Below are 19,817 nucleotides of genomic sequence, written 5' to 3' on the forward strand. Positions count from 1 at the left end.
CAATTCAGCTTTTCTGAACGATAAATCCTATGCGTGAAATCAGTCTGGACCGCCTGCGCACGCTGGTCGCCATTGCCGATCTGGGTTCGTTTGCGGATGCTGCCCGCGCACTGCATCTGGCCCCGCCCACCGTCAGCCTGCACGTTGCTGACCTGGAAGCGCGGGTCGGCGCGCCTTTGCTGACCCGCAAGCGCGGACAAGTGCGGCCCACGTCCATCGGCGACACGCTGCTGGAACGGGCGCGCCGTCTGCTGGCCGAGGCGGATCAGGCGTTGGATGATGTGCAGCGCCAGGTGCAAGGCTTGGCAGGCCGCGTGCGGCTGGGGGCGTCTACAGGCGCGATTGCGCACTTGCTGCCGCAAGCGCTGGAAACGCTGGGCCGCCATCATCCCGGGATCGACGTGCAGGTGGCGGTGCTGACCTCGCAGGAAACCCTGCTGCGCCTGAATGACGGGAGCCTGGATGTGGGGCTGGTCGCTTTGCCACAACCGCCCATCGAGGGCTTGGTGATCAAACCCTGGCGCCGTGATCCGGTCATGGCGTTCTTGCCGGCCGGCTGGCTTGCGCCTGCCCGCATCACGCCGGCATGGCTGGCCGAGCGGCCGCTGATCCTGAATGACGCCAGCACGCGGCTGTCTCGCCTGACGGCCGAGTGGTTCGCCGCTGCTGGCCTGAACCCGCGCGCCCGCATTCAGCTGAACTACAACGATGCGATCAAAAGCTTGGTGGCGGCCGGTTACGGCGCTACGCTGCTGCCCCAGGAATCGACTGCGCCGCAGCCCGATCCGCGCATCATCACGCGGCCGCTGCGGCCCGCGCTGTGGCGTCCGCTAGGCATTGCACATCGGGCCGAAAAAGTGGAGCGCGCCACTCAACACGTACTGGACGTGTTGTGGGAATTGCGGGCGGCAAGCAGCGCGCGGACCGCGGCAGATCAATAACGCTGCCCGCCCACAGGTTCAGGAAGCGCGGCGGAAATACGCGGTGCGCTGGCTCTCTTCGCGCAACCTGCGGGCACGCGAGCGGAACAGATCTTTGCGGCCCACAATGCCCAACAGCCGGCCGCTGGCGCGATCCACAATAGGCACGCGGCCCACGCCGGTAAGCGCCATGCGATCCGCGATACGGCTAGCCAGTTCGTCTGGATACCCCACGACCAGTTCGCGGCCTTGCAATGCGCCGGCCAGACTACGCTCATGACCACCAGCCTCCAACGCCCACGCCAGCGAATCGGCGCGCGTCACCTCGCCCACCACCACGTTTTCGGCATTCACCACCGGATAGCTGGTGTGTACCGGGTGCAGCGTCGTGAAATGCGCAATGGCCTGTTCTACCGTCTGCGTGCCGGCCAGCGTTTGCACCGGCTGCGTCATCAGGTCTGCCACACGCTGCAACTCGAAAGGGTCCACGTGGTATTCACGGCTGATGTGGTGGCCGCGACGGGCGATCTTCTCGGTCAGAATCGAACGCTTCAGCAGCAGCACCGTCACGCCATAGGCAAATACGCAGGCCGATAGCACAGGCAGCAGCGCCCCCATATTGCCAGTCAGTTCCACCGCAAATAGCGTTGCCGTCAGCGGCGCGCGCATGGTGCCGCCCATCATCGCGGCCATGCCCAGCAGCGCCCAGAAACCCGGTTCCGCCTGCGGCAGCCAAGGGGTTGCCAACGCGCCCATCGCACCGCCAAAGATCAGCAAAGGCGCCAGCACCCCGCCTGATGTGCCGGAACCCAGCGCGATTGACCAGATCAATACCTTGACCACCAGCAAAACCAGCACCGCCTGAAACGCCAGGTCGCCCGCCAGAAGATGGCGGATGTTGTCATACCCGACGCCCAGCGCGGCGGGATCAATCAGGCCGCCGATACCAATAGCCAGGCCGCCGATCGCCGGCCACCACATCCAATGCAGTGGCAGCTTTTCAAACAGGTCCTCGGCCGTGTAGACCAGCGACGTCAATACGCCGGAGCCCAGGCCCGACAGCACGCCGACCGCTGCGCAGGCCAACAGGTGCCACGGCGTGAACGTCAGCGCCCCCGAATAGGCAAAGATCGGTCCGGCATCCAGCAGGTAGGCGCGCGCCGCTCCCGCCACCAGCGCCGCCATTGCCACGGGCAGAAAACTGCGCGGCTTCCATTCGAACAGCAGCAATTCCACGGCCAGCAGCACCGCCGCCAGCGGCGTCGCAAAAATGGCGGTCATGCCCGCTGCTGCCCCGGCCACCAGCAAGGTCTTGCGCTCGGCATCATCCAGGTGAATGGTTTGGGCCAGCAGCGAACCAATCGCGCCGCCGGTCATGATGATGGGGCCTTCCGCGCCGAACGGACCGCCCGTGCCGATAGACACGGCGGACGACACCGGCTTCAGGATTGCCACCTTGGGCTGAATGCGGCTTTTGCCGATCAGAATGGCCTCCATGGCTTCAGGGATGCCGTGGCCGCGAATCTTTTCAGAACCGTAGCGCGCCATCAGGCCGATGATCAGGCAGCCCGCAACCGGTATGGCAACCGACGCCCAACCCAATTGCCCGTCCGTGATGGGCATGTCCGCAAACGAGAACTGGCCGTGATAGGCCAGATTGGTACATAAGGCGATCAGTCGCAACAACGCCCACGCTGCCGCCACGCTGGCCAAGCCCACGGGAATCGCCAGCCCCATCAAGAGCACGACGCGGCGGTCGGTGGTGAAGTCGCCCAGCCGGCTGGCGGCGGGATGGGGGGATGAAGAAGAGCGGGTTGCCGGCTTTCCATCAGCTGGCGCGGGATGCAGTACAGAAGGCATAGCGGGTGCGTTGAGAAGGATTAATGAGCAGGGATTTGCGTTTTGTCATTTATATCGTATCACGACATATATTAGAATCGACCGGGTGAACGCATCCTCCCCCCCTACCGCCCTGACGCCGGCCGACTACGAGCTGCTGGCCGACTTCCGCTACGCGCTGCGCACCTTTGCCGCCTTCAGCGAAGGCGCTGCCGCCGAACTGGCCCTGACCCCGCAACAACATCAGACCCTGCTGGCCATCAAGGGCACGCGCAAGAGCGCGCCTGACCGCCGCGGCCTATACGTGGGAGAAATCGCCGATCGCCTGCTGATCCGTCCGCACACCGCAGCCGAATTGGTCAGTCGTCTGGCGCGCCTGGATCTGATCAGCCGCGAAGCCGACCCCGAGGATGGGCGGCGGGTTGAGGTCGTGCTGACGCCGAAAGCCGAACGCATGCTGGAAGAATTGTCGGCCTCGCACCTGGAAGAACTGCGCGCAATGCGCCCCTTGTTGACCCGCTTATTGACCCGCATCGGCGGTGGCGCCCTCTGATCCAAACGGAATAAGCTCATAGCTGGCAGTCAGCCGGTGCGTGATAAATTGTCGTCCCGCGACATATTTACAACACGCGAGGAGATCGTTTTGGGTTTGGCAATGAAGCGCTGGTTGGGCTCGTTTGCCCCAGCGCCAGTGGGCGTGAATGGGCGCGAAAAGCTCTATGGCGCGTTGGGCGCGCTGGTCGGATTGTTTTGCACGGAATGGGTGGGCCACCACGCGCTGGGCAGCGCCAACCCCTGGTTTATTGCGCCGATGGGCGCGTCCGCCGTGCTGCTGTTCGCCGCCCCCGCCAGCCCCTTGGCCCAGCCCTGGTCCCTGATGGCAGGCAATCTGGTGTCGGCCGTGATTGGCGTGTTCTGCGCGCAGATGATTCCCATGCCGGGCATCGCAGCCGCCGCCGCCGTAGCGCTGGCCATTGGCGCCATGTTCAGCCTGCGTTGCCTGCATCCTCCCAGCGGAGCAGTTGCGTTGACGGCAGTCTTGGGCGGTCCGGCAGTGGCCAGCCTGGGTTATGGCTTTGTGCTGTGGCCAGTGGCCTTGAATTCCCTGATCCTGCTGTGCATTGCCGTGGCGTTTAACGGCGTGCTCAAGCGCAACTATCCGCGCCGCCATGCCGATCCCGCCGCTGGCCACAATACGCGCGACGCGGCTCCCAGCGCACGCCTGGGCTTTAGCCGAGCCGATCTGGACGACGCGCTACGCCAGCGCGGCGAACTGCTGGACATCAGCAAAGAAGACCTGGAAGCCATCGTGCTGGAAGCCGAGCTGCGCGCCAGCCTGCGCCGCTTTGGCGATATCTCGTGCGCCGACGTGATGTCGCGCGATGTGGTGACGGTGCAAGAACAAGACCCGCTGGATTACGCCATTCGACTCTTCGAAAAACACCGGGTGCAGGCGCTGCCGGTTCTGGACTCCGCAGGCCGTTACGCGGGCATGCTGGCGCAAGGCGACGTGCTTGCCCGCAAAAGCCGGCTTACGTCCATTCAAGCGGATGCGCCCGACCTGCTGGTGGCCGACTGCATGCGCAGCGAAGTCCCCTTCGCCACGCCTGACCTGCCCGTAATCGAGCTGGCACGCCCTATGTCCGACAGCCTGCATTGCGTGCCGGTGCTGGATGCCGCGCGCAATCTGCATGGGCTGATCACGCAATCAGACTTGGTCGCGGCCCTGTATCAGATCGCGGTGTCGGCCAGTTCGCAGGGAACCGCGCCCGATCACCGGCAGGCGGCCTGACCCGCGTGCCGCCCTCCGTAGCCATACGGATTCCTGTCCGCACTGCCCGCAAGGCATAATTTCAGGCGTGAATCCCCTATCGCGCGCACGCGCCCTCTTCTGTTGGCTGGTCCTGTTTTTCCTGGGCGCCGTCTGGATTGCCCGGCAAGAATACGTAGATCTGTACGACCGCTTCTTCCAAAGCACCAGCGTCGCCCAGCGCATGTTGAGCCAGAAAACGGTGCAGCACGAAGCCGTGCTGGCAACGCTGGCTGCCTTGTCGCATCCCCCCACGCCTGAACGCCTGTACCCCAGTCTGCAACCCGCCATGCCGCAATTGCTGGGCCTGGGTTATCTGCCCGACGGCGCCTGGACGGGCAGCCTGGCCGAACCGCCCGGATTGCCTGCCGCGCTGGAACGGGCGCGCCAATTGGGCCGGGCCGTAACCTTGCCATTGGACGCCGCGCGCTACTGGCTGGTGGCGCCGTCCAGCTGGAGCTTGCTGCTGGACGCCCGCCAATTGGTGCCGGCCGCCGACTTCCCGCCCGGGCTGGCAAATTTGACGTTGATGGTCAATCAAACGCCGCTGACGCTGCTGGACAAGCAGCCGTCCGACGCTTTCGGCTTGACCATGGCGCTGCAAAAACCGTTGGGTGCGGCCAGTCAGCCGTTTCAGATGCGCAGCACGCGCACGCTCACGCCCGCCTATTGGCCATGGACGGCCTGGCTGGCCTGGGCGATTGCCAGCGCCTTGCTGGTGGCGGGCGCCGCAGCTTGGCAGCGGTCACGCGCCGAGGCTCGCAGACAGCAGGAACAGGTGCGCCTGGCCGCCATGGCGCGGTTGAGCACCTTGGGGGAAATGGCTGCGGGTATCGCCCACGAACTGAACCAGCCGTTGACCGCCATCCTGGCGCACACCCGCGCCGCAGAACGGCTGCTGGATGACGAAGACGAACGCCCCGCCGTGCGCCACGCGCTGCTGGCCAGCGCGGAACAGGCCAAGCGCGCTGCCGACATCATCAGCCGCATGCGCGCGCTGGTGCAGCCCAGTTCCCCGGCCCGCCGCGAAGCCCTGGACCCCGACGCGCTGGTGGCATCGCTGCGTTTTCTGCGTGAACCCGACCTGACCCGTCAGGGCATACGCCTGAGCTGGCACAACGCCAGCCCCGGCGCGCGGCCGCTGGGCGACCGCGTGGCGCTGGAACAGATTCTGCACAATCTGGTGCAGAATGCCGCCGACGCGCTTGCTACTGCCGACGGGCCGCGCCGGATTGCTCTGGAAGGCCGTAGCGTTGGCGACAATTATGTATTCAGCGTCAGCGACACCGGTCCCGGCATCGCTGCTGACGCCCTGCCCCAGCTATTCGCGCCCTTCTACACCACGCGGGCGCAAGGCATGGGTTTGGGCCTGGCCTTGTGCGAGACGCTGGCTGGCTCCATGGACGGCCGCATCGCCGCCCGCAATCTCAGTCCGGCCGGCGCGTGTTTCACGGTCAGCCTGCCGCGCTCTGGAGCCACTGCATGAATGCCACCGAAAAAACCTCGCGCGATCAATCTCCGCTGGTGTATCTGGTGGACGACGACGACGCCGTGCGCGACGGGCTGGGGCTGCTCTTGCGCAGTGTGGGCCTGCGCAGCGCTGGTTTTGGCGACCCGGCCGCTTTCCTGGCGCAACTGACAGCGCAGGCCATCGGCTGCGTGGTGCTGGACATCCGCATGCCGGGCATCAGCGGGCTGGACGTATTGAGCCAGTTGGCAGAACAATCGGACCTGCCCGTAGTCATGCTGACGGGCCACGCCAACGTGGACCTGTGCCGCCGCGCCTTCAAGGGCGGCGCCATGGAATTCCTGCAAAAACCGGTGGACGACGATATTTTTCTGGACGCCGTGCAAACTGCCGTTCGCACCCACATCGCCAGCCGCGAACGGCTGGCTGTGACCCAAGCCGCCAGCGAGCGGCTGGCGCGCTTGTCGGGGCGCGAACACGAGGTGCTGGAACGCATCGTGCAAGGCATGAGCAACAAGGAAATCGCGCGCGAATTCGATCTGTCGCCGCGTACGGTGGAAACGTATCGCGCCAATGTCTTCACCAAACTGGAAGCCGATTCACTGGCGCAACTGATCCGCCAGTACGCCACCTTGCTGGACTGATCCCGGAATTCCGCCCGCCTCCGTAACGCTACGGAGGCGCAAGCGTAATCGGGCGTATACCGCTCCGCGCGTCTTTTGGCCACACTGACTGCTCCTACCGCACGTTTAAAAACGTCTCCAAAATAAGGATGCAGACCATGAACCGGATCACGCTTGCCACCCTGATGTCCACCTTGGCTTTTGCTGGCGCCGCCAATGCCGCCGTGTTGAGCGAAAGCAATCTGTCGATGGCCGACGCGCAAAAACTGGCCACCGCCACCGTGGCCGCCTGCCAGGCCAAGGGTTATAACGTCAGCGCTTCGGTCGTGGACCGCGCCGGCTTGCTCAAGGCATTTGCACGCGCCGACAACGCCGGCCCCCACACCATTGAAGCCAGCCGCGCCAAAGCCTTCACCGCCGTGTCCGCCAAGACGCCGACGCTGGCCATGATGGAAAACGCGCAGAAAAACCCCGGCGCGGCCAACCTGACCGACATCCCGGGCTTCCTGCTGCTGGGCGGCGGCGTGCCGATCAAGGCTGGCGCCAATGTCATCGGCGCCATCGGTGTTGCTGGCGCGCCGGGCGGCAACCTGGACGCCCAGTGCGCAGACTCCGTGCTGGAAGAAAACGCCGCGCTGTTCAAGTAAATCGCGGTCAGGCGGCTGCTGGCGCGCGCACCGCGCGCAAGCCCGCCCAGACACCTGCGAAGCAGGCGGCGCCGAAGATCCATCCCGACAGCGCGCCTGCCATCACCCCCGACAGCAAAGTGCCCACGGTGCATCCCAGTGCCGTCATCCCGCCCCAGCCCATCAGCACGCCGCCCCCAAAATTGCGGGCGATGTCTTTCAACGATGGCAGCTTGGGCCGGAAAGCGCCCGCCGCAAGAGCCGCCGACCACGCCCCCGCCACCAGCGCCAGCACAAACGCGCCGTTGTTCGACAACAGCACGCTTTTGACCACCGTAGCGCAGCCGGCAAAGGTGTCCAGCCCTTCAAGGCGGCCAGGCAGCCATCCGGTAGACGACGCCACGGTTCTTGCCACGCTGCCCAGTTCCGCCGTGACGCCCAGCGGGGCAATGCGCAAATAGGCGATCACGCCGATAAACCCTACCAAGATACCGCCCACAGCCGGTGGCCAGCGATCCCGCAACACCGCGAGCCAAGGCGACGTAGCGGCTTGGGCCGCAACGGGTTTCGCACCGCCCCGCCGGCTGACCGCCCAAGCCAGCGCCGCCAGCACTACGCCTTGCAGCAGCACCGTGCCGCCATAACCGAGTTGTTGCGGCAGCCACACCACCGGCGCTTCCTGGATCCATGCCAGGTAGAGCGTGTTCCAGGTTGCGAACCCCAGCACAAAACCCAGGCCCGCCCCCAGCAACGCAAACGGCGATGCCAGCGCCCCTTCGCCCAGCCGGTAGAAATGCGCGCTGATGCATGATCCCGACACCCGCATGCCCACACCAAACACAAACGCCCCGGCAACCAACGCCAGGCTCACCGGACCGATGTGCGCGCCGGGCGGCAAACGGTCCGGCGATGGCACCGGCAGAAACGCGCCGAACACCGCGTGGTAACCCAAGGTGCCCGCGCCCAGCGCGATCAGCACCGCGTACATGCCGGCCGTCTCCTTGCGGTCGATAAAGTCGCGGGCAATGCAGTAAAAGCAGAAGCGCGAGCGTTGCAGCACAATGCCGAACGCCGCGCCCAGCAGCACGGATAGCGACAGGCTGCGTCCGGCCTCAGGCAGGGACGCCAGCAGCCAGGCTGCAACAAAAACGGCCGCCAGCACCGTGGCGGCCGAAACATAGCGCAGGGTGCTCACTCAGGTCTTGCCCCACACGGTGCCCGACGGATTACTGATGGGCGATCCGACGCTATTGCCGTATTCGGTCCAGGAGCCGTCGTAGTTGCGCACGTCATAACCCAGCAGCTTGCGCAGCGCGAACCACGAATGGCTGGAGCGCTCGCCAATGCGGCAATACGTGATGATGGGCTTGCTGCCATCCACGCCAGCGGCCTGATAGATCGCCTTCAGCTCGGCTGCCGACTTGAACGTGCCGTCTTCAGCTACCAGCTTGCTCCACGTCACGTTGACGGCACCCGGCACGTGTCCAGCCCGCACAGCCAGTTCCGGCACGCCATTGGGCGCAAAAATCTTGCCGTTGTATTCATCGGCCGAACGGATGTCCACCAGCACGCCCTGCTTGTCGTTGCGCGCCACGGCCAGCACGTCTTGCAAGTGGGCGCGCAAGGCCGGATTCGGCTGTTTGATCTGGGCGGTGCCCGCCGTTTGGATCTTGGCGCTGTTCGATAGCGGCCGCCCTTCGGCTTCCCACTTCTTGCGCCCGCCATCCAGGATCTTCACATTGTCGATGCCATAGATATCAAAAATCCACGCGCCCCAAGCCGCGAACCAGTTGTTGTTGTCGCCGTACAGAATCGTGGTGGTATCGGCGTTGATTCCCGAACGCGCCAGCAGCGCCTGGAATTGTTTGGGCGGAGCAATATCGCGATTCACCGTATCGACCAGATCGGTATGCCAGCTGACATTGGCGGCGCCGGGAATGTGGCCGCGTTCAAACAGGCCAGGGTTGACGCTGACCTCCACTACCCTCACCTTCGGGTCGTTCAGGTTTTTTTCCAGCCACTCGGTCGTGACCAGATATTTGGCGTGCTGCGCCGTCGCCGGAAAGGAAACGACGGTTGCCAGCGCGGCAAAGACGCCGAGCAGCAGTTTGCGTGCGGACATGAGACTTCTCCTGAGTACGGCTACTGTTGAGCCTTTGAAACCCGGACGATATCGGTCTGCCCGCGCCGCACGAACGACTTTGTTTTTATATTCTGATTACTGATTCAGGTAGTTGTCAGCAACCGCAGCCCGAACACAATGCCCCTCGGCTTACTATTGCCTTGCCCCAGCACTGCCTTGAACAATGACCTTGCAGCCAGTCCCTCCATTGCTTGATGCCACCCTGATAGCGGTCGCCCGCCGCTATCGCGTGCCTGCGATGCCTGCGGCAACGCCCACCATCCATCCCGCTGCGGCGCTGGGCATAGTGATCGAAGAGGCCCGCAAGGCCGTGGCTTTTGGCACACCTCCGGAGGCCGCTCTAAAGCACCAGTTCATCGATGCGCTGGCGCGCATGATTCATGAAGCGATGGCCCCGGATCGCGGCGACCCGGCCTTTCAGGCCATGGTGCTGCGCAAGCGGTCGGCGCAGGTGCAGGAATACGCATCGCTGGCCGCGCACGCGGATCAGGACCGACGCGACATCCAGGCAAGCGCTAACAATCTTGCCCATCCGGCCAAACTGCTGCGCATGCCGGCAGGCCCGCTGCGTGATGCCTTGGCACAATTGCAGGAAGCCGCGTCCTCGGCATCCTGGCCCGCACTGTCAGAGATCGCAACGCGGATTCGCGCTATGCCTGACGTCAGGAACACGGCACGGGTCCAGCAGGGTTTGACGCGGCTGATCCAAGGCGCGGCGCTTGCGCGCCTGCAACGGCTGGATGAGTTGTCGGCTGATGAACAGGTCCGAACGTACCAGACGCTATGGAACCGCTTTTCCCATCGTCCGGGCAGCCCTGAAGCCCTATCGGTAGGGAATGCCGCGCAGCAGCGCGGCGCGGCCGTTGAAGCCCTGACGTCCCAGGCGCTCGAAGCGCTGGCGCGGCGGCTGGATGACAGCGAACACACGCCGGGACGCTATCGCGTCGTTACCTCGATGCGCGTGCCAGCGTCTATTCCCGGCAGCGCTGACCATGCCAAGAGCGAGTGGGACGCCGTCTTGCTGCGACTGGCACAGAACGAGAACGCCGAACCGGTCTGGGACGTGTGCCTGCTTGCGGAAGCGAAGGCGTCCGTTGACGCGGCAACGACAGACCTGCCCCGCCTGTTGCGCGGATTGCATCTGCTGGCGCACGCCGAAGAAAATGCGGTTTATTCCTTTCAAAGCAAGCAAGGGCTCGTTCCTTTGCGCGGCGCATCGCTACGCGCGCTGACTACCGACGAACCGGCCCTGGCCCGAACCGTTCTGTACTGTTGCAACGCACCGGCCGACGCCTGGCCGCGCCTGCTCACTACGTCAAGCCGGATGCAACTGCTAGCTGCACCCGCCAGCGTGGAATTCGGATGCGCGGTGGCGGAGCAGCGATCCGCCGATTCTCTACAGCTTCTGCCGATATGGGACGCGCTACTGGAATCGCCAAAATGGGCGTCAGTGTTGAACCAATACCTCATGCTGCGGCAGGTTCGTGAGCTGATGGTTCATACGGACGATTTGCTGGCGGCGGTCGCTTTGAACCCCATCGCCGACATGGCGCCGCCCAAAGCCTGCGGTGTGTAGTCATCCCACGGCGCGTTAGCCACGTCCAATCGCGTATGGATATTGCTGATGTTCCAATGCGCGCCGCCGCTGATTTTTTCCAGTTCGTCCCATGCGACCGGAACGGAAACCCCCAAGCCGGGACGCGCGCGTGCAGACCATGCCGCCACGGTCGTCGCCCCAAAACCATTGCGCAGATAATCGGCAAAGATTTTCCCGACGCGATTGGAAGGGCCGCTTTTCGCCACGAATAGCTGCGGCAGCGTTTGGGCCAGATGACGCACAATCGCTTGCGAAAATGCCTTCACGGTGTCCCAGTCGTATTGCCTGCGCAACGGAACGACAACGTGCAAGCCCTTTCCGCCACTGGTTTTCAACCATGCGCGCAAGCCCAGCTCTTCCAGCATTATCCTCACCAGCTTGGCCGCTTGCCGCATAGAGGTCCAGGCCACCCCTGCACCTGGGTCCAGGTCGAATGTCATCCGGTCGGGTTTTGCTATGGCGTCTTTCGTGGCGTTCCAGGTATGGAACTCCACCACATTCATCTGCACGGCAGACATGACAGCTTCCAGCGTGGCAACTTCCAACAGCGGCGCGTGGCCAGGGTCCAGATGCACGGGCAGCGTCAGGACGCCGGGCATGTCGGATTCAAGGTGCTTTTGAAAAAACAACTGCCCGTCAATGCCGGACGGCGCCCGCAGAAATGACACGGGACGGGCTTTGAGATGATGCAGCAGCAAAGGCGCCACCAAGCCGTAATAGCGAGCCAGATCAAGTTTGGTGCCGCCCGTTGATGCGTCGATGATCCGATCCGGATGCGTCAGCTTGCCCGGCTTCAAACGGCCGGCGGCAGGCACGGCGCTTGCGTTGCCCGCCGGCGCTTTCACGTCTTTCGCGTGGACCGTCTTCTCTCGGGTGATGTTGCGCGCCGGCTTGTCCTGCCGCAACCCGCGAAAGACAGCATGGCGTATGTGCCCGCCATCGGTCCAATCTCCAAACGAGACCTCGGCAACCACTTCGGGCCGCACCCACTGCACGCCTTTGCCTTCTGCTGCCGCTACCGCCACGGGCTTTGCGTCAGTCTTGATCCTGGCCAGTTGTTCTTGCAGATGCCGCAAGCCCTGGTCATCAAAGCCCGTCCCTACCTTGCCCGCGTAGCGCAGCGCGCCATCCGCCTCGTGTACCGCCAGCAGCAGCGCGCCCAGCCCGACTCGTCCGCCCTTGGGCGCGGTGTAGCCCACGATCACGAATTCCTGACGCTGCGCGCACTTGACCTTGATCCAGCTATCCGTGCGGCGTGACACATAGGGGGAAGACCGGCGCTTGGCCATAATGCCCTCAAGCCCCATTTTGCAGGCGGACGCGACGAGCTGGTCGGGCGCCACATCAAAGTCCTCACTGAATCGCAGGCACTCAGCATCGCCAGCGGCCATCAGTTGCGCCAGCAATCCCCGGCGCACTGTCAGCGGTTCCTGCCTCAAGTCGCGCCCGCCGATAAACGGCAGGTCGAAGGCATAAAAAATGATGTCTCTGGTGCGCTCGCTATCGAAGGCATTTTGCAGCGCCTGAAAGCTGGGCACGCCGCTATCGTTCAGCACCACCACTTCGCCATCGACCCAGGCGCATTGCGACGGCAATTTGCGGAACGCGCCGAGCAGATGCGGCATCTTCTCGCTCCAATCGTGGCCATTGCGCGTGTAGAGCTTGACCCCGGACGCATCCAGGCGGGCCATCAAGCGGTAGCCGTCGAACTTCACTTCGTAGAGCCAATCCGCCGCGCCGCCAGGCACGCCGTCGGCCAACGTCGCAAGCTGGGGTTTCATTGAATCAGGAAGGTCAGCAGCCTGGCCGGGCAGCGGCTCGTCATCGGACGTTGGCGCTTGTTTGCGTTTGGACGCTTTGGCGTTGGCGCGGGAGTTGGAATTGGAGTCGGCTGTGGTCTTGGCTTTGGTCTTGGACACCCGCTTACGCAGCGGAACGACGCTATCCGGCATCTCATCCACGACACTGAACTCGCGTTCAGCCCGGGCATGGCCGTCCCTGTCCTTGATCAGCAACCAGGCCGGCTGCTTATCGGTTTCTTTGCCTTTCATGCGCACAAGCGCCCAGCGTCCCTGCATTTTTACGCCATGCAGATCAAATTTCAGATGCCCTGCCCGATAACCCTCGAGGGCGTCGCCAACCGGCGTCCAACTGCCCTCGTCCCAGATGATCACCTTGCCCGCGCCGTATTCGCCCTTTGGGATCTGGCCTTCGAACTCGTTGTAGGCGATGGGATGATCCTCAACCTGCACGGCCATGCGCTTGACCGACGGATCGTAGCTGGGGCCCTTGGGTACCGCCCAGCTCTTCATGGCGCCGTCCAGCTCCAGCCGAAAGTCGTAGTGCAAGTGGCTGGCCCAATGCTTCTGAATGACAAACGCCCTCGCTTCCTCGTTGGCCTCGCCACCGTCGGCTGGCTCCGAGGTCACCGCGAAATTGCGCTTTTCGCGGTACTTTTTAAGGCTGTCGGTCATGGTCACGCCGCCTTACGCGCTTTGCTGGGTGCCTTGGATGCTTTCGCTGGCGTTTTCTTTGCGGCCGTTTTTTTCACCGCCGCCTTTTTGGGCGTCGCCTTTTTAGCGGGCTCTGCGCTGGACTTCGCTGCCTTCTTGCCGCCTGCCGCCCCCTTCAAGCTGCGTTGCAGCAACTCCGTCAGATCAATCACATTGTCTGCATAAGCGGGCGCTTCTTCCTGAGGCTCGACCACCGTTTCGGTTTTGCCTGCCTTCACCTTCTTTTCCACCAGACCCATTACTGCCGCCTTGAATTCATCTTTGAATTCATCAGGGTCCCAGTGACCGGACATGTCTTCCACCAGCATCTTGGCCATCTTCAATTCGCTGGCGCTAGGGGTCATGTTCTTGGCGCCCGCCTTGGGCAGATCCAGTTCGTCCACGGATTTGACGTCGTCGCCCCATCGCATCAGATTCAGCACCAGCGCGTCTCCCAGCGGAATCAGCGCCGCCAGATGTTGCTTGGTCTGGATAACGACTTTTGCGATACCGATCTTGCCCGTTTTGGTCAGGGTGTCGCGCAGCAAGGCATAGACTTTCTGCCCTTTGTTGACGGGCGCCACGTAATACGGGCGCTCCAAATAAACAAAGGACACGTCGGCCGCGTCCACAAACTGCTGGATTTCAATGGTTTGCGTGGTGCGTGGATACGCTTCGGCGATCTCATCAGGGCAAATGATGACGTACTGACCGTCTTCATACTCCACGCCCTTCACGATGTTGTCTTTGTCGATTTCCTTGCCGGTACGCTTATTGATGCGCTTGTACCCGACAGGGTCCATCGACCGCTTATCCAGCCAGTCAAAATCCACGCCCGATTCGGTCGTAGCGGTGTGTAAACCGACAGGAATGTGGACCAAACCAAAGGAAATAGCCCCCTTCCAGATGGTTCTTGTTGCCATGATTGCCTCCCTGACGCAAAGGACGGCGCATGCGCCGCCTTTGCAGGACGCCCGAGTGCTCTCAGGCTGCCGCGGTCAATCAGCAAGTTTCATGCCTGCATTGCGGTGCATTGCGGCGATCTCCAAGGTCGGCGCTGCCCCGCCCTCACCCGCCACAGATTCGAAAACTTGCAAGTGACTGGCCATGCAATCAGAAGGGAGGGACTCTGCTATCTGCGAATCAGCTTTCAACACAGAAACGAATGAATCTGCTACCAGCAGATTTCCTCATTTTGTGCAAAACCCTATCTAGGACAAGGCCTATGGTTTTTCTTTCAACAGGTGGATATCTTCGACAAGCGTGACGATCAAGAAAGAACGAGTCGAATCAACGTCGGCTGAAACAGATACAGAAGTACTGAGCGCGTCCGATCACTAAATAATTAGAGGCATGGAATGTCTGAGCAACGATATACGGCCAATGGAACTTCTGGGTGGCTAAGAGTGAAACTACAGCCATCCGGCAAAGAAATATCATTGCCGGAGTATCTAAAAGTAAAATACGAGGGTTCGTCGGGCGGGCGAGACACTTTCGTTGTGCAAGAGGGAGTGCATGCCGGGAAAAAATGTTCGGTCATCACTGGCTATCTCAAAATCGGCAATCCTGGATACAAGCCAGCGGCTCGCTTATCCTTCAGTTTGAATGGTGAACTGCTTACATATCCCGGCGGCAGGATAAAAGCGATTACCTCAGAGACTAACTCCATACCTGTCGGAACGTACCCCATTCAAATTCCAGACTTCCCACACCCTGGAGGCTCGAATTACACAAGCCGGTCAGATTATGCAAAAAGTTGGTTTTATCTTGGAATAGGAAATGCAGTCGCCTATAACAATGACCGATATCTACATCCAGGCGCAGTCAGCGCGGGTTGCATTACAGTTGATGCAAACAAATGGACGGATCTTTATCGTCATCTAATTCTTTGCAGAGGGAATGATGGAAAAACGGTCGGCACTGTCACGGTTGTGGCTTAGCGCATTCTTGGTATGGGCGGGGCCTGTTTACAGTGACTCCTTATCAGGAGAGTTTTTAACGCAGAAGCAGCTGACTAAGCCTGAAGTAATTACCAAATGGCTACAGGACAATCCGGAAGGCGTCGACAAAAAAGGCGCTGCATTTTCCTTTGACGAGGGTTTGAAATACAAACGCAGGAAGTATTGGTCCGCCGCCGCCAAATCGTTTGGGGAAAGCGCCATTCGCTATCCAAGTCCGCAAGTATTGACTGAATACGCAATGGCTAATCTTTACATGCTGGGGGAAATCCGAACTCAAAAAGGAAACACACAGCTTGGAGTCGAAGCCGATATTAACTATGCCATCATGCAGTACCGCTCCGTCATGGCAGCAGATAAAACGCTCAACGCTTTATCTGAAGCTGAAAAAATTCAGATAAAGGAAAACATAGAATGCTTGACGGATTATTTGAAGACACGGCGAGCATCTCGTGAGTGCCAGCCATTAAAGTATTATGGATTAGCACCCTGATTTGAAACGAACTTGTCGCCGCATCTGCTATTTTTGGCGCCCACCCGAATTAGGTCATGAAGACAGGCTTCTGCGGCAGACTGATACCGCATTGGCCTTTCATGTACGAACCGCGTGACGTCTATCGCGAGGCCGCCCGACTCAAACGGCGCCCACGCCCGCTATGCCGTTCAGCTCGCGAACTTCGTCTTCAGGCAGATGCAGATTGGCAGCAGTCAGGTTCTCTCTCAGATGTGCCACCGAAGACGTGCCCGGAATCACCAGGATGTTGGGCGCGCGCTGCAACAACCACGCAATCGCCACCTGCATCGGCGTCGCGCTCAAGCGCTGCGCAACCTGCGTCAGGGTTTCGGACTGCAAGGGCGTAAAACCGCCCAGCGGAAAATAGGGCACGTAGGCAATACCATCTTGCGCCAAAGCATCGATCAAGGCGTCGTCTTCGCGGTGCGCCAGGTTGTACTGATTCTGCACGCAAACGATATCGCACAGACTGCGCCCTTCCTGGATCTGCGTGGCCGTCACATTGCTGAGTCCAATGTGACGCACCAGGCCGCGTTGTTGCAGACCGATCAGCGCGGATAGCGGTTCTGCTATCGAACCTTCTTCCGGCCCATGCACACCGTACATCAGGCGCAGGTTGACGACATCCAGCGTCTCCAGCCCCAGATTGCGCAGGTTATCTTCCACCGCGCGTTCCAACTCAGCGCCGCTGTCGGCGCGTATCCATGACGCGTCTTCGCCGCGCCGCGCGCCAATCTTGGTGACCAGCACCAGATCGTCCGGGTAAGGCGCCAGCGCCTCGCGGATGATCTGGTTGGTGACGTGCGGGCCGTAGAAATCGCTGGTGTCGATATGGTTGACACCACTGGCGACCGCCTCGCGCAACACGGTCAATGCCGCGTCTCGGTTGCGCGGCGGCCCAAAGACGCCCGGACCCGCCAGTTGCATTGCGCCATAACCCAGGCGCGTGACCTGCTTGCTCCCAAGTGCGTAGGTACCTGCTTGCTGAATCGGCTGCATAGGAAATCTCCAGAGTGATCCGCAAGCTTAGTCTTTTCCCGAGCCCTGGATAATCGGGCAAAACATCACCGGGTTCAATGCCGGGCGTCAACGAAGCAGGCCCATGCGCAAGAGCATGAGCCTTATTTGCGCCGCACCCGTTTAGCGGGCCATACGGCGAACTAGAACGTGCCGCGCAGCGTCAGGTAGTAGCTTCGCGGTTCACCATAAAAGTTTCCGCTGGCGCTGGTGCCCACGCCGGAGTAATAGTGCTTGTCGAACAGGTTATTGACGTTCAATGCCACCGACCACTGCGGGTTGATGCGGTAGTCCACGCGGGCGCCCCATACGGCGTAACCGGCCTGCGAGAACTTGAAGGGCACGTCTTCGCCATCCCACTGCCCGGTCGCTGCGTTGTAGGCTGTTGCCGTTCCGCGGACAAACGTCGCGCTTTGCGCCGTCACGCCGCCGCCCAGCGACCACGCGTTCAAGCCGTCGGGCAGCCGATACGTACTCCACAGCTTGATCATGTGCCTGGGCGTAATGGTGCTGAACGACTCCTTGGCCTGCTTATCGGCATTGTGGTTGTACGTGTAACCCGCCGACAGTTGCCACCCTGGCGCCACCTCGCCCGCCAGTTCGGCCTCGAAGCCTTCGCTGACGATCTTGCCCTGGTTGATGTAGCAGCAGTTGAACGCGCCCCACGAACGCGGATAGCGCGGGTCTTCCGCTGCGGCGCCCGTTTGTTCGATGCGGTAAACGGCAAAGGTGGCATTGGCGCGCCCGCCAAACACCTCGCCCTTCAAGCCCAGCTCATAGTTCTTGGCTTTTACCGCATCCAACGGCGTGCCGGGTTCCGGCCCCTTGCGCTGCATGTACTGCGGCTTGAAGGTCTCGGCGTAGCTGGCGTAGACGGTCCAGTCTTCCAGCACGTCGTAAGTCAGGCCAACATACGGGGTAAAGACGTCCGACTCTTTAAGATGCCGCAGACCAGAGCGGTAGCCGCTGCCGTTGGTTTCCCAGGAATCGCTTTTGTACGAGTAGTTGGAGTAGCGGCCGCCAGCAATCAGGTGGGTAGCTTCCGTCAGACTGAACCGGGCCATGCCGTAGAAGGCTCGCTTTTCAGTGGTGTAGTAGCTGTCTTTAAGCGGCGTCGCCTCAAGGTCGGCCGCCGGCCACACGGGATTGAAGACATTGACCGGCTCGCCTTGATAGCCGTAGTACTGCGATGAATCCGCCTTGCCGCGCTGGTAATCCGCGCCAAGCATGAACGTATGCCGCAAGCCAAACGCATCCACTGCGCCTTTCACGTTCACATCCAACGCCAGCCGGTTCATGTCGTTGACTTCGGGGAAGGTGTACAGATAGTTGCCCTGCCCCGAGATGGGATCGACGCCGCCATAGCCGTAGGCGCCAGAGTGGTCACGGCGCATGGTGGAATACAAGGCATTGGCGTTGACTGACCACTTGTCATTGAAGCGGTGTTCCAGTTTGGCGTAGACCTCGCGGGTACTGTCATGCGTATAGGCCCAGGGCGGAATCAGCGCGGTCTTGCGCGACAGGCCCAGGTCGGCGCCGTTGCTGTAGCGCGGCAACCCTGCGAAATCGGGAATGCCGTCACCATCCTGATAACTGGCGCCCAGCGTCAACAAGGTCTGCGGCGTCAGGTCGAACTCCAACGATCCATAGACCAGGCGCGTGCGCATCTTGGCCGTGTCGTAGAAATAGTCGCGGTCCTGATAGGCCACGCCCGCGCGGCCGCGCAGCGTAGCGCTGGCATTGAGCGCGCCAGTGATGTCGCCTTCGACGCGGTAATTGTTCCAACTGCCGATGGAACTTGAAAAACTGCCTTGCGTCTCGGCCTTGGCACGTTTGCGCACCAGATTGACCGTGCCGCCTGGGTCGCCAGTGCTGGAAAACAAACCATCCACGCCGCGCAAGAATTCAACATGGTCGTACTGCGCCATGTCGATCTGGCTGATGGAGCCGAACCCGTTCATCGCGGACTCCATCGGCGCACCGCCATCGATCTGCACATTGCTGACAGCGAAACCGCGCGAATAGAAGTTGGTGTCGTTGCCCAGCGAAGAACCTGCGCTGTTGCCAGCACGTTGCAGCGTTAATCCAGTCGTTTTGTCCAGCACGTCGGACAGCGTCGTCAGGTTTTGGTCTTCAATGCGCTGCCGCGTGATCACCGTGACCGAGTGCGGGACTTCGCGCAACTCCTGCCCCTTGGCCAGCGACACACGGCTGGCAGCGTACGATCCCGACCCTTCCGTGGACGAATCGCCATATCCCGACACGGTCACGGGAGCCAGTTGTGTCACGCCCCCCTGTTCACGCGCCGCGCGGCGCAGGCTGTATTCGCCGCTGGTATCGCGTATGGCTTCCAGGCCCGTTCCCGCCAGCAGCGCCGATAACGCTGCGCTGGCGCCGTATTCACCCTTGAGACCCGCGCTGCGCAGCCCTGCGGTCAATTCGCCATTGACCGCGATCTGCACGCCGGACTGCGCGCCGTAGCGGCTTAGCGCCTGATCCAGACTGCTGGCCGGAATGTCATACCGGATCATCCCGTTGGCGACGGTGGCGGCTTGGGCGCGCACGTCGGGTCCCCACGCTGCCAGGCCCACCGCTGGCAGCAACAAGGCATAGGCCAGCGGCGTCAGACGGGCAAGGCGCGGCGCCGGGCGGCGCTTGGATGAAGTGTGAGATGTCTGCGGGGAGGCAGGCGCCATGGATAGGATTCCTTTGCTGTAGCTTGTGGTTGGAGCGAAGCCCAGCACGGGACCCACATCATGTTTGTCTCGACTTGCTTCGACTCCTAAGCCGGACAAGTTTGAGAAAACTGC

16 protein-coding genes are annotated in these 19,817 nt (G+C 61.9%); 9 read left to right on the forward strand and 7 right to left on the reverse strand.

Going from position 1 to position 19,817, the window contains the following annotated elements; translation table 11 throughout:
• Window positions 1-29 precede the first annotated feature (29 nt).
• Entirely contained in the window at window positions 30-941 is a 912-nt protein-coding gene (locus RAS12_RS08255; RefSeq protein WP_306947117.1) for a LysR family transcriptional regulator, read from the forward strand.
• An 18-nt stretch (window positions 942-959) separates the two neighbouring features.
• Here the strand turns inward: RAS12_RS08255 and RAS12_RS08260 are convergent, their stop codons facing one another.
• Window positions 960-2,780, reverse strand: a complete 1,821-nt coding sequence (locus tag RAS12_RS08260) for a chloride channel protein (protein WP_371321257.1) — start codon at window positions 2,778-2,780, stop codon at window positions 960-962.
• 85 nt (window positions 2,781-2,865) lie between these two features.
• On the opposite strand from RAS12_RS08260, the gene RAS12_RS08265 reads away from it, so the two are divergent.
• The 5 genes from RAS12_RS08265 (at window position 2,866) to RAS12_RS08285 (ending at window position 7,307) form a co-directional block, all read left to right on the forward strand.
• Window positions 2,866-3,312, forward strand: coding sequence for a MarR family winged helix-turn-helix transcriptional regulator (locus RAS12_RS08265; RefSeq protein WP_306947119.1), 447 nt, complete (start codon window positions 2,866-2,868; stop codon window positions 3,310-3,312).
• Window positions 3,313-3,414: 102 nt separating this feature from the next.
• Complete coding sequence (locus tag RAS12_RS08270; RefSeq protein ID WP_306947121.1) at window positions 3,415-4,551, forward strand: HPP family protein; 1,137 nt, start codon at window positions 3,415-3,417, stop codon at window positions 4,549-4,551.
• 67 nt (window positions 4,552-4,618) lie between these two features.
• Window positions 4,619-6,055 carry a sensor histidine kinase gene (locus RAS12_RS08275; RefSeq protein ID WP_306947123.1) on the forward strand — a complete coding sequence of 479 codons (1,437 nt, stop codon included), beginning with the start codon at window positions 4,619-4,621 and terminating at the stop codon, window positions 6,053-6,055.
• Entirely contained in the window at window positions 6,052-6,681 is a 630-nt protein-coding gene (locus tag RAS12_RS08280; RefSeq protein ID WP_306947125.1) for a response regulator transcription factor, read from the forward strand. Before RAS12_RS08275 ends, RAS12_RS08280 begins: the two co-directional genes overlap by 4 nt.
• 137 nt (window positions 6,682-6,818) lie before the next feature.
• Entirely contained in the window at window positions 6,819-7,307 is a 489-nt protein-coding gene (locus RAS12_RS08285) for a GlcG/HbpS family heme-binding protein (RefSeq protein WP_306947127.1), read from the forward strand.
• A 7-nt stretch (window positions 7,308-7,314) separates the two neighbouring features.
• Here RAS12_RS08285 and RAS12_RS08290 read toward each other — a convergent pair whose 3' ends face one another.
• Entirely contained in the window at window positions 7,315-8,481 is a 1,167-nt protein-coding gene (locus RAS12_RS08290) for a YeeE/YedE family protein (protein WP_306947130.1), read from the reverse strand.
• Window positions 8,482-9,408, reverse strand: coding sequence for a sulfurtransferase (locus tag RAS12_RS08295; RefSeq protein WP_306947132.1), 927 nt, complete (start codon window positions 9,406-9,408; stop codon window positions 8,482-8,484).
• Between the two features lie 184 nt (window positions 9,409-9,592).
• On the opposite strand from RAS12_RS08295, the gene RAS12_RS08300 reads away from it, so the two are divergent.
• Window positions 9,593-11,005, forward strand: coding sequence for a 3-deoxy-D-arabino-heptulosonate 7-phosphate synthase (locus RAS12_RS08300; RefSeq protein ID WP_306947134.1), 1,413 nt, complete (start codon window positions 9,593-9,595; stop codon window positions 11,003-11,005).
• Here RAS12_RS08300 and ligD read toward each other — a convergent pair.
• Entirely contained in the window at window positions 10,927-13,500 is a 2,574-nt protein-coding gene (gene ligD / locus RAS12_RS08305) for a DNA ligase D (RefSeq protein WP_306947136.1), read from the reverse strand. The genes RAS12_RS08300 and ligD overlap by 79 nt on opposite strands.
• A 2-nt stretch (window positions 13,501-13,502) precedes the next feature.
• Window positions 13,503-14,441 (reverse strand): non-homologous end joining protein Ku, encoded by a 939-nt coding sequence (gene ku, locus RAS12_RS08310; RefSeq protein ID WP_306947138.1) that lies wholly within the window; start codon window positions 14,439-14,441, stop codon window positions 13,503-13,505.
• Window positions 14,442-14,876: 435 nt separating this feature from the next.
• On the opposite strand from ku, the gene RAS12_RS08315 reads away from it, so the two are divergent.
• Complete coding sequence (locus RAS12_RS08315) at window positions 14,877-15,458, forward strand: hypothetical protein (protein ID WP_306947140.1); 582 nt, start codon at window positions 14,877-14,879, stop codon at window positions 15,456-15,458.
• A complete protein-coding gene (locus RAS12_RS08320) occupies window positions 15,418-15,969 on the forward strand; it encodes a hypothetical protein (RefSeq protein ID WP_306947142.1) in 552 nt (183 codons plus the stop codon). The genes RAS12_RS08315 and RAS12_RS08320 overlap by 41 nt, the downstream gene beginning before the upstream one ends.
• 141 nt (window positions 15,970-16,110) lie before the next feature.
• Here RAS12_RS08320 and RAS12_RS08325 read toward each other — a convergent pair whose 3' ends face one another.
• Together RAS12_RS08325 and RAS12_RS08330 are read right to left on the reverse strand one after the other, a co-directional pair.
• Complete coding sequence (locus RAS12_RS08325; protein WP_306947144.1) at window positions 16,111-16,989, reverse strand: aldo/keto reductase family oxidoreductase; 879 nt, start codon at window positions 16,987-16,989, stop codon at window positions 16,111-16,113.
• A 161-nt stretch (window positions 16,990-17,150) separates the two neighbouring features.
• The gene (locus tag RAS12_RS08330) at window positions 17,151-19,703 is read right to left on the reverse strand and encodes a TonB-dependent siderophore receptor (protein ID WP_306947146.1); all 2,553 of its coding nucleotides are present in this window, start codon (window positions 19,701-19,703) and stop codon (window positions 17,151-17,153) included.
• Window positions 19,704-19,817 lie beyond the last annotated feature (114 nt).

Source organism: Achromobacter seleniivolatilans (genome assembly GCF_030864005.1).
Classification (GTDB): domain Bacteria; phylum Pseudomonadota; class Gammaproteobacteria; order Burkholderiales; family Burkholderiaceae_B; genus Achromobacter; species Achromobacter seleniivolatilans.

What these genes read in the sequence shown, in the direction of transcription:
- RAS12_RS08255 (WP_306947117.1), top strand. Translation starts at nt 30, where the DNA reads ATGCGTGAAATCAGTCTGGACCGCCTGCGCACGCTGGTCGCCATTGCC.
- RAS12_RS08260 (WP_371321257.1), bottom strand. Translation starts at nt 2,780, where the DNA reads ATGCCTTCTGTACTGCATCCCGCGCCAGCTGATGGAAAGCCGGCAACC.
- RAS12_RS08270 (WP_306947121.1), top strand. Translation starts at nt 3,415, where the DNA reads ATGAAGCGCTGGTTGGGCTCGTTTGCCCCAGCGCCAGTGGGCGTGAAT.
- RAS12_RS08280 (WP_306947125.1), top strand. Translation starts at nt 6,052, where the DNA reads ATGAATGCCACCGAAAAAACCTCGCGCGATCAATCTCCGCTGGTGTAT.
- RAS12_RS08285 (WP_306947127.1), top strand. Translation starts at nt 6,819, where the DNA reads ATGAACCGGATCACGCTTGCCACCCTGATGTCCACCTTGGCTTTTGCT.
- RAS12_RS08295 (WP_306947132.1), bottom strand. Translation starts at nt 9,408, where the DNA reads ATGTCCGCACGCAAACTGCTGCTCGGCGTCTTTGCCGCGCTGGCAACC.
- RAS12_RS08300 (WP_306947134.1), top strand. Translation starts at nt 9,593, where the DNA reads ATGACCTTGCAGCCAGTCCCTCCATTGCTTGATGCCACCCTGATAGCG.
- ligD (WP_306947136.1), bottom strand. Translation starts at nt 13,500, where the DNA reads ATGACCGACAGCCTTAAAAAGTACCGCGAAAAGCGCAATTTCGCGGTG.
- ku (WP_306947138.1), bottom strand. Translation starts at nt 14,441, where the DNA reads ATGGCAACAAGAACCATCTGGAAGGGGGCTATTTCCTTTGGTTTGGTC.
- RAS12_RS08315 (WP_306947140.1), top strand. Translation starts at nt 14,877, where the DNA reads ATGTCTGAGCAACGATATACGGCCAATGGAACTTCTGGGTGGCTAAGA.
- RAS12_RS08320 (WP_306947142.1), top strand. Translation starts at nt 15,418, where the DNA reads ATGATGGAAAAACGGTCGGCACTGTCACGGTTGTGGCTTAGCGCATTC.
- RAS12_RS08325 (WP_306947144.1), bottom strand. Translation starts at nt 16,989, where the DNA reads ATGCAGCCGATTCAGCAAGCAGGTACCTACGCACTTGGGAGCAAGCAG.
- RAS12_RS08330 (WP_306947146.1), bottom strand. Translation starts at nt 19,703, where the DNA reads ATGGCGCCTGCCTCCCCGCAGACATCTCACACTTCATCCAAGCGCCGC.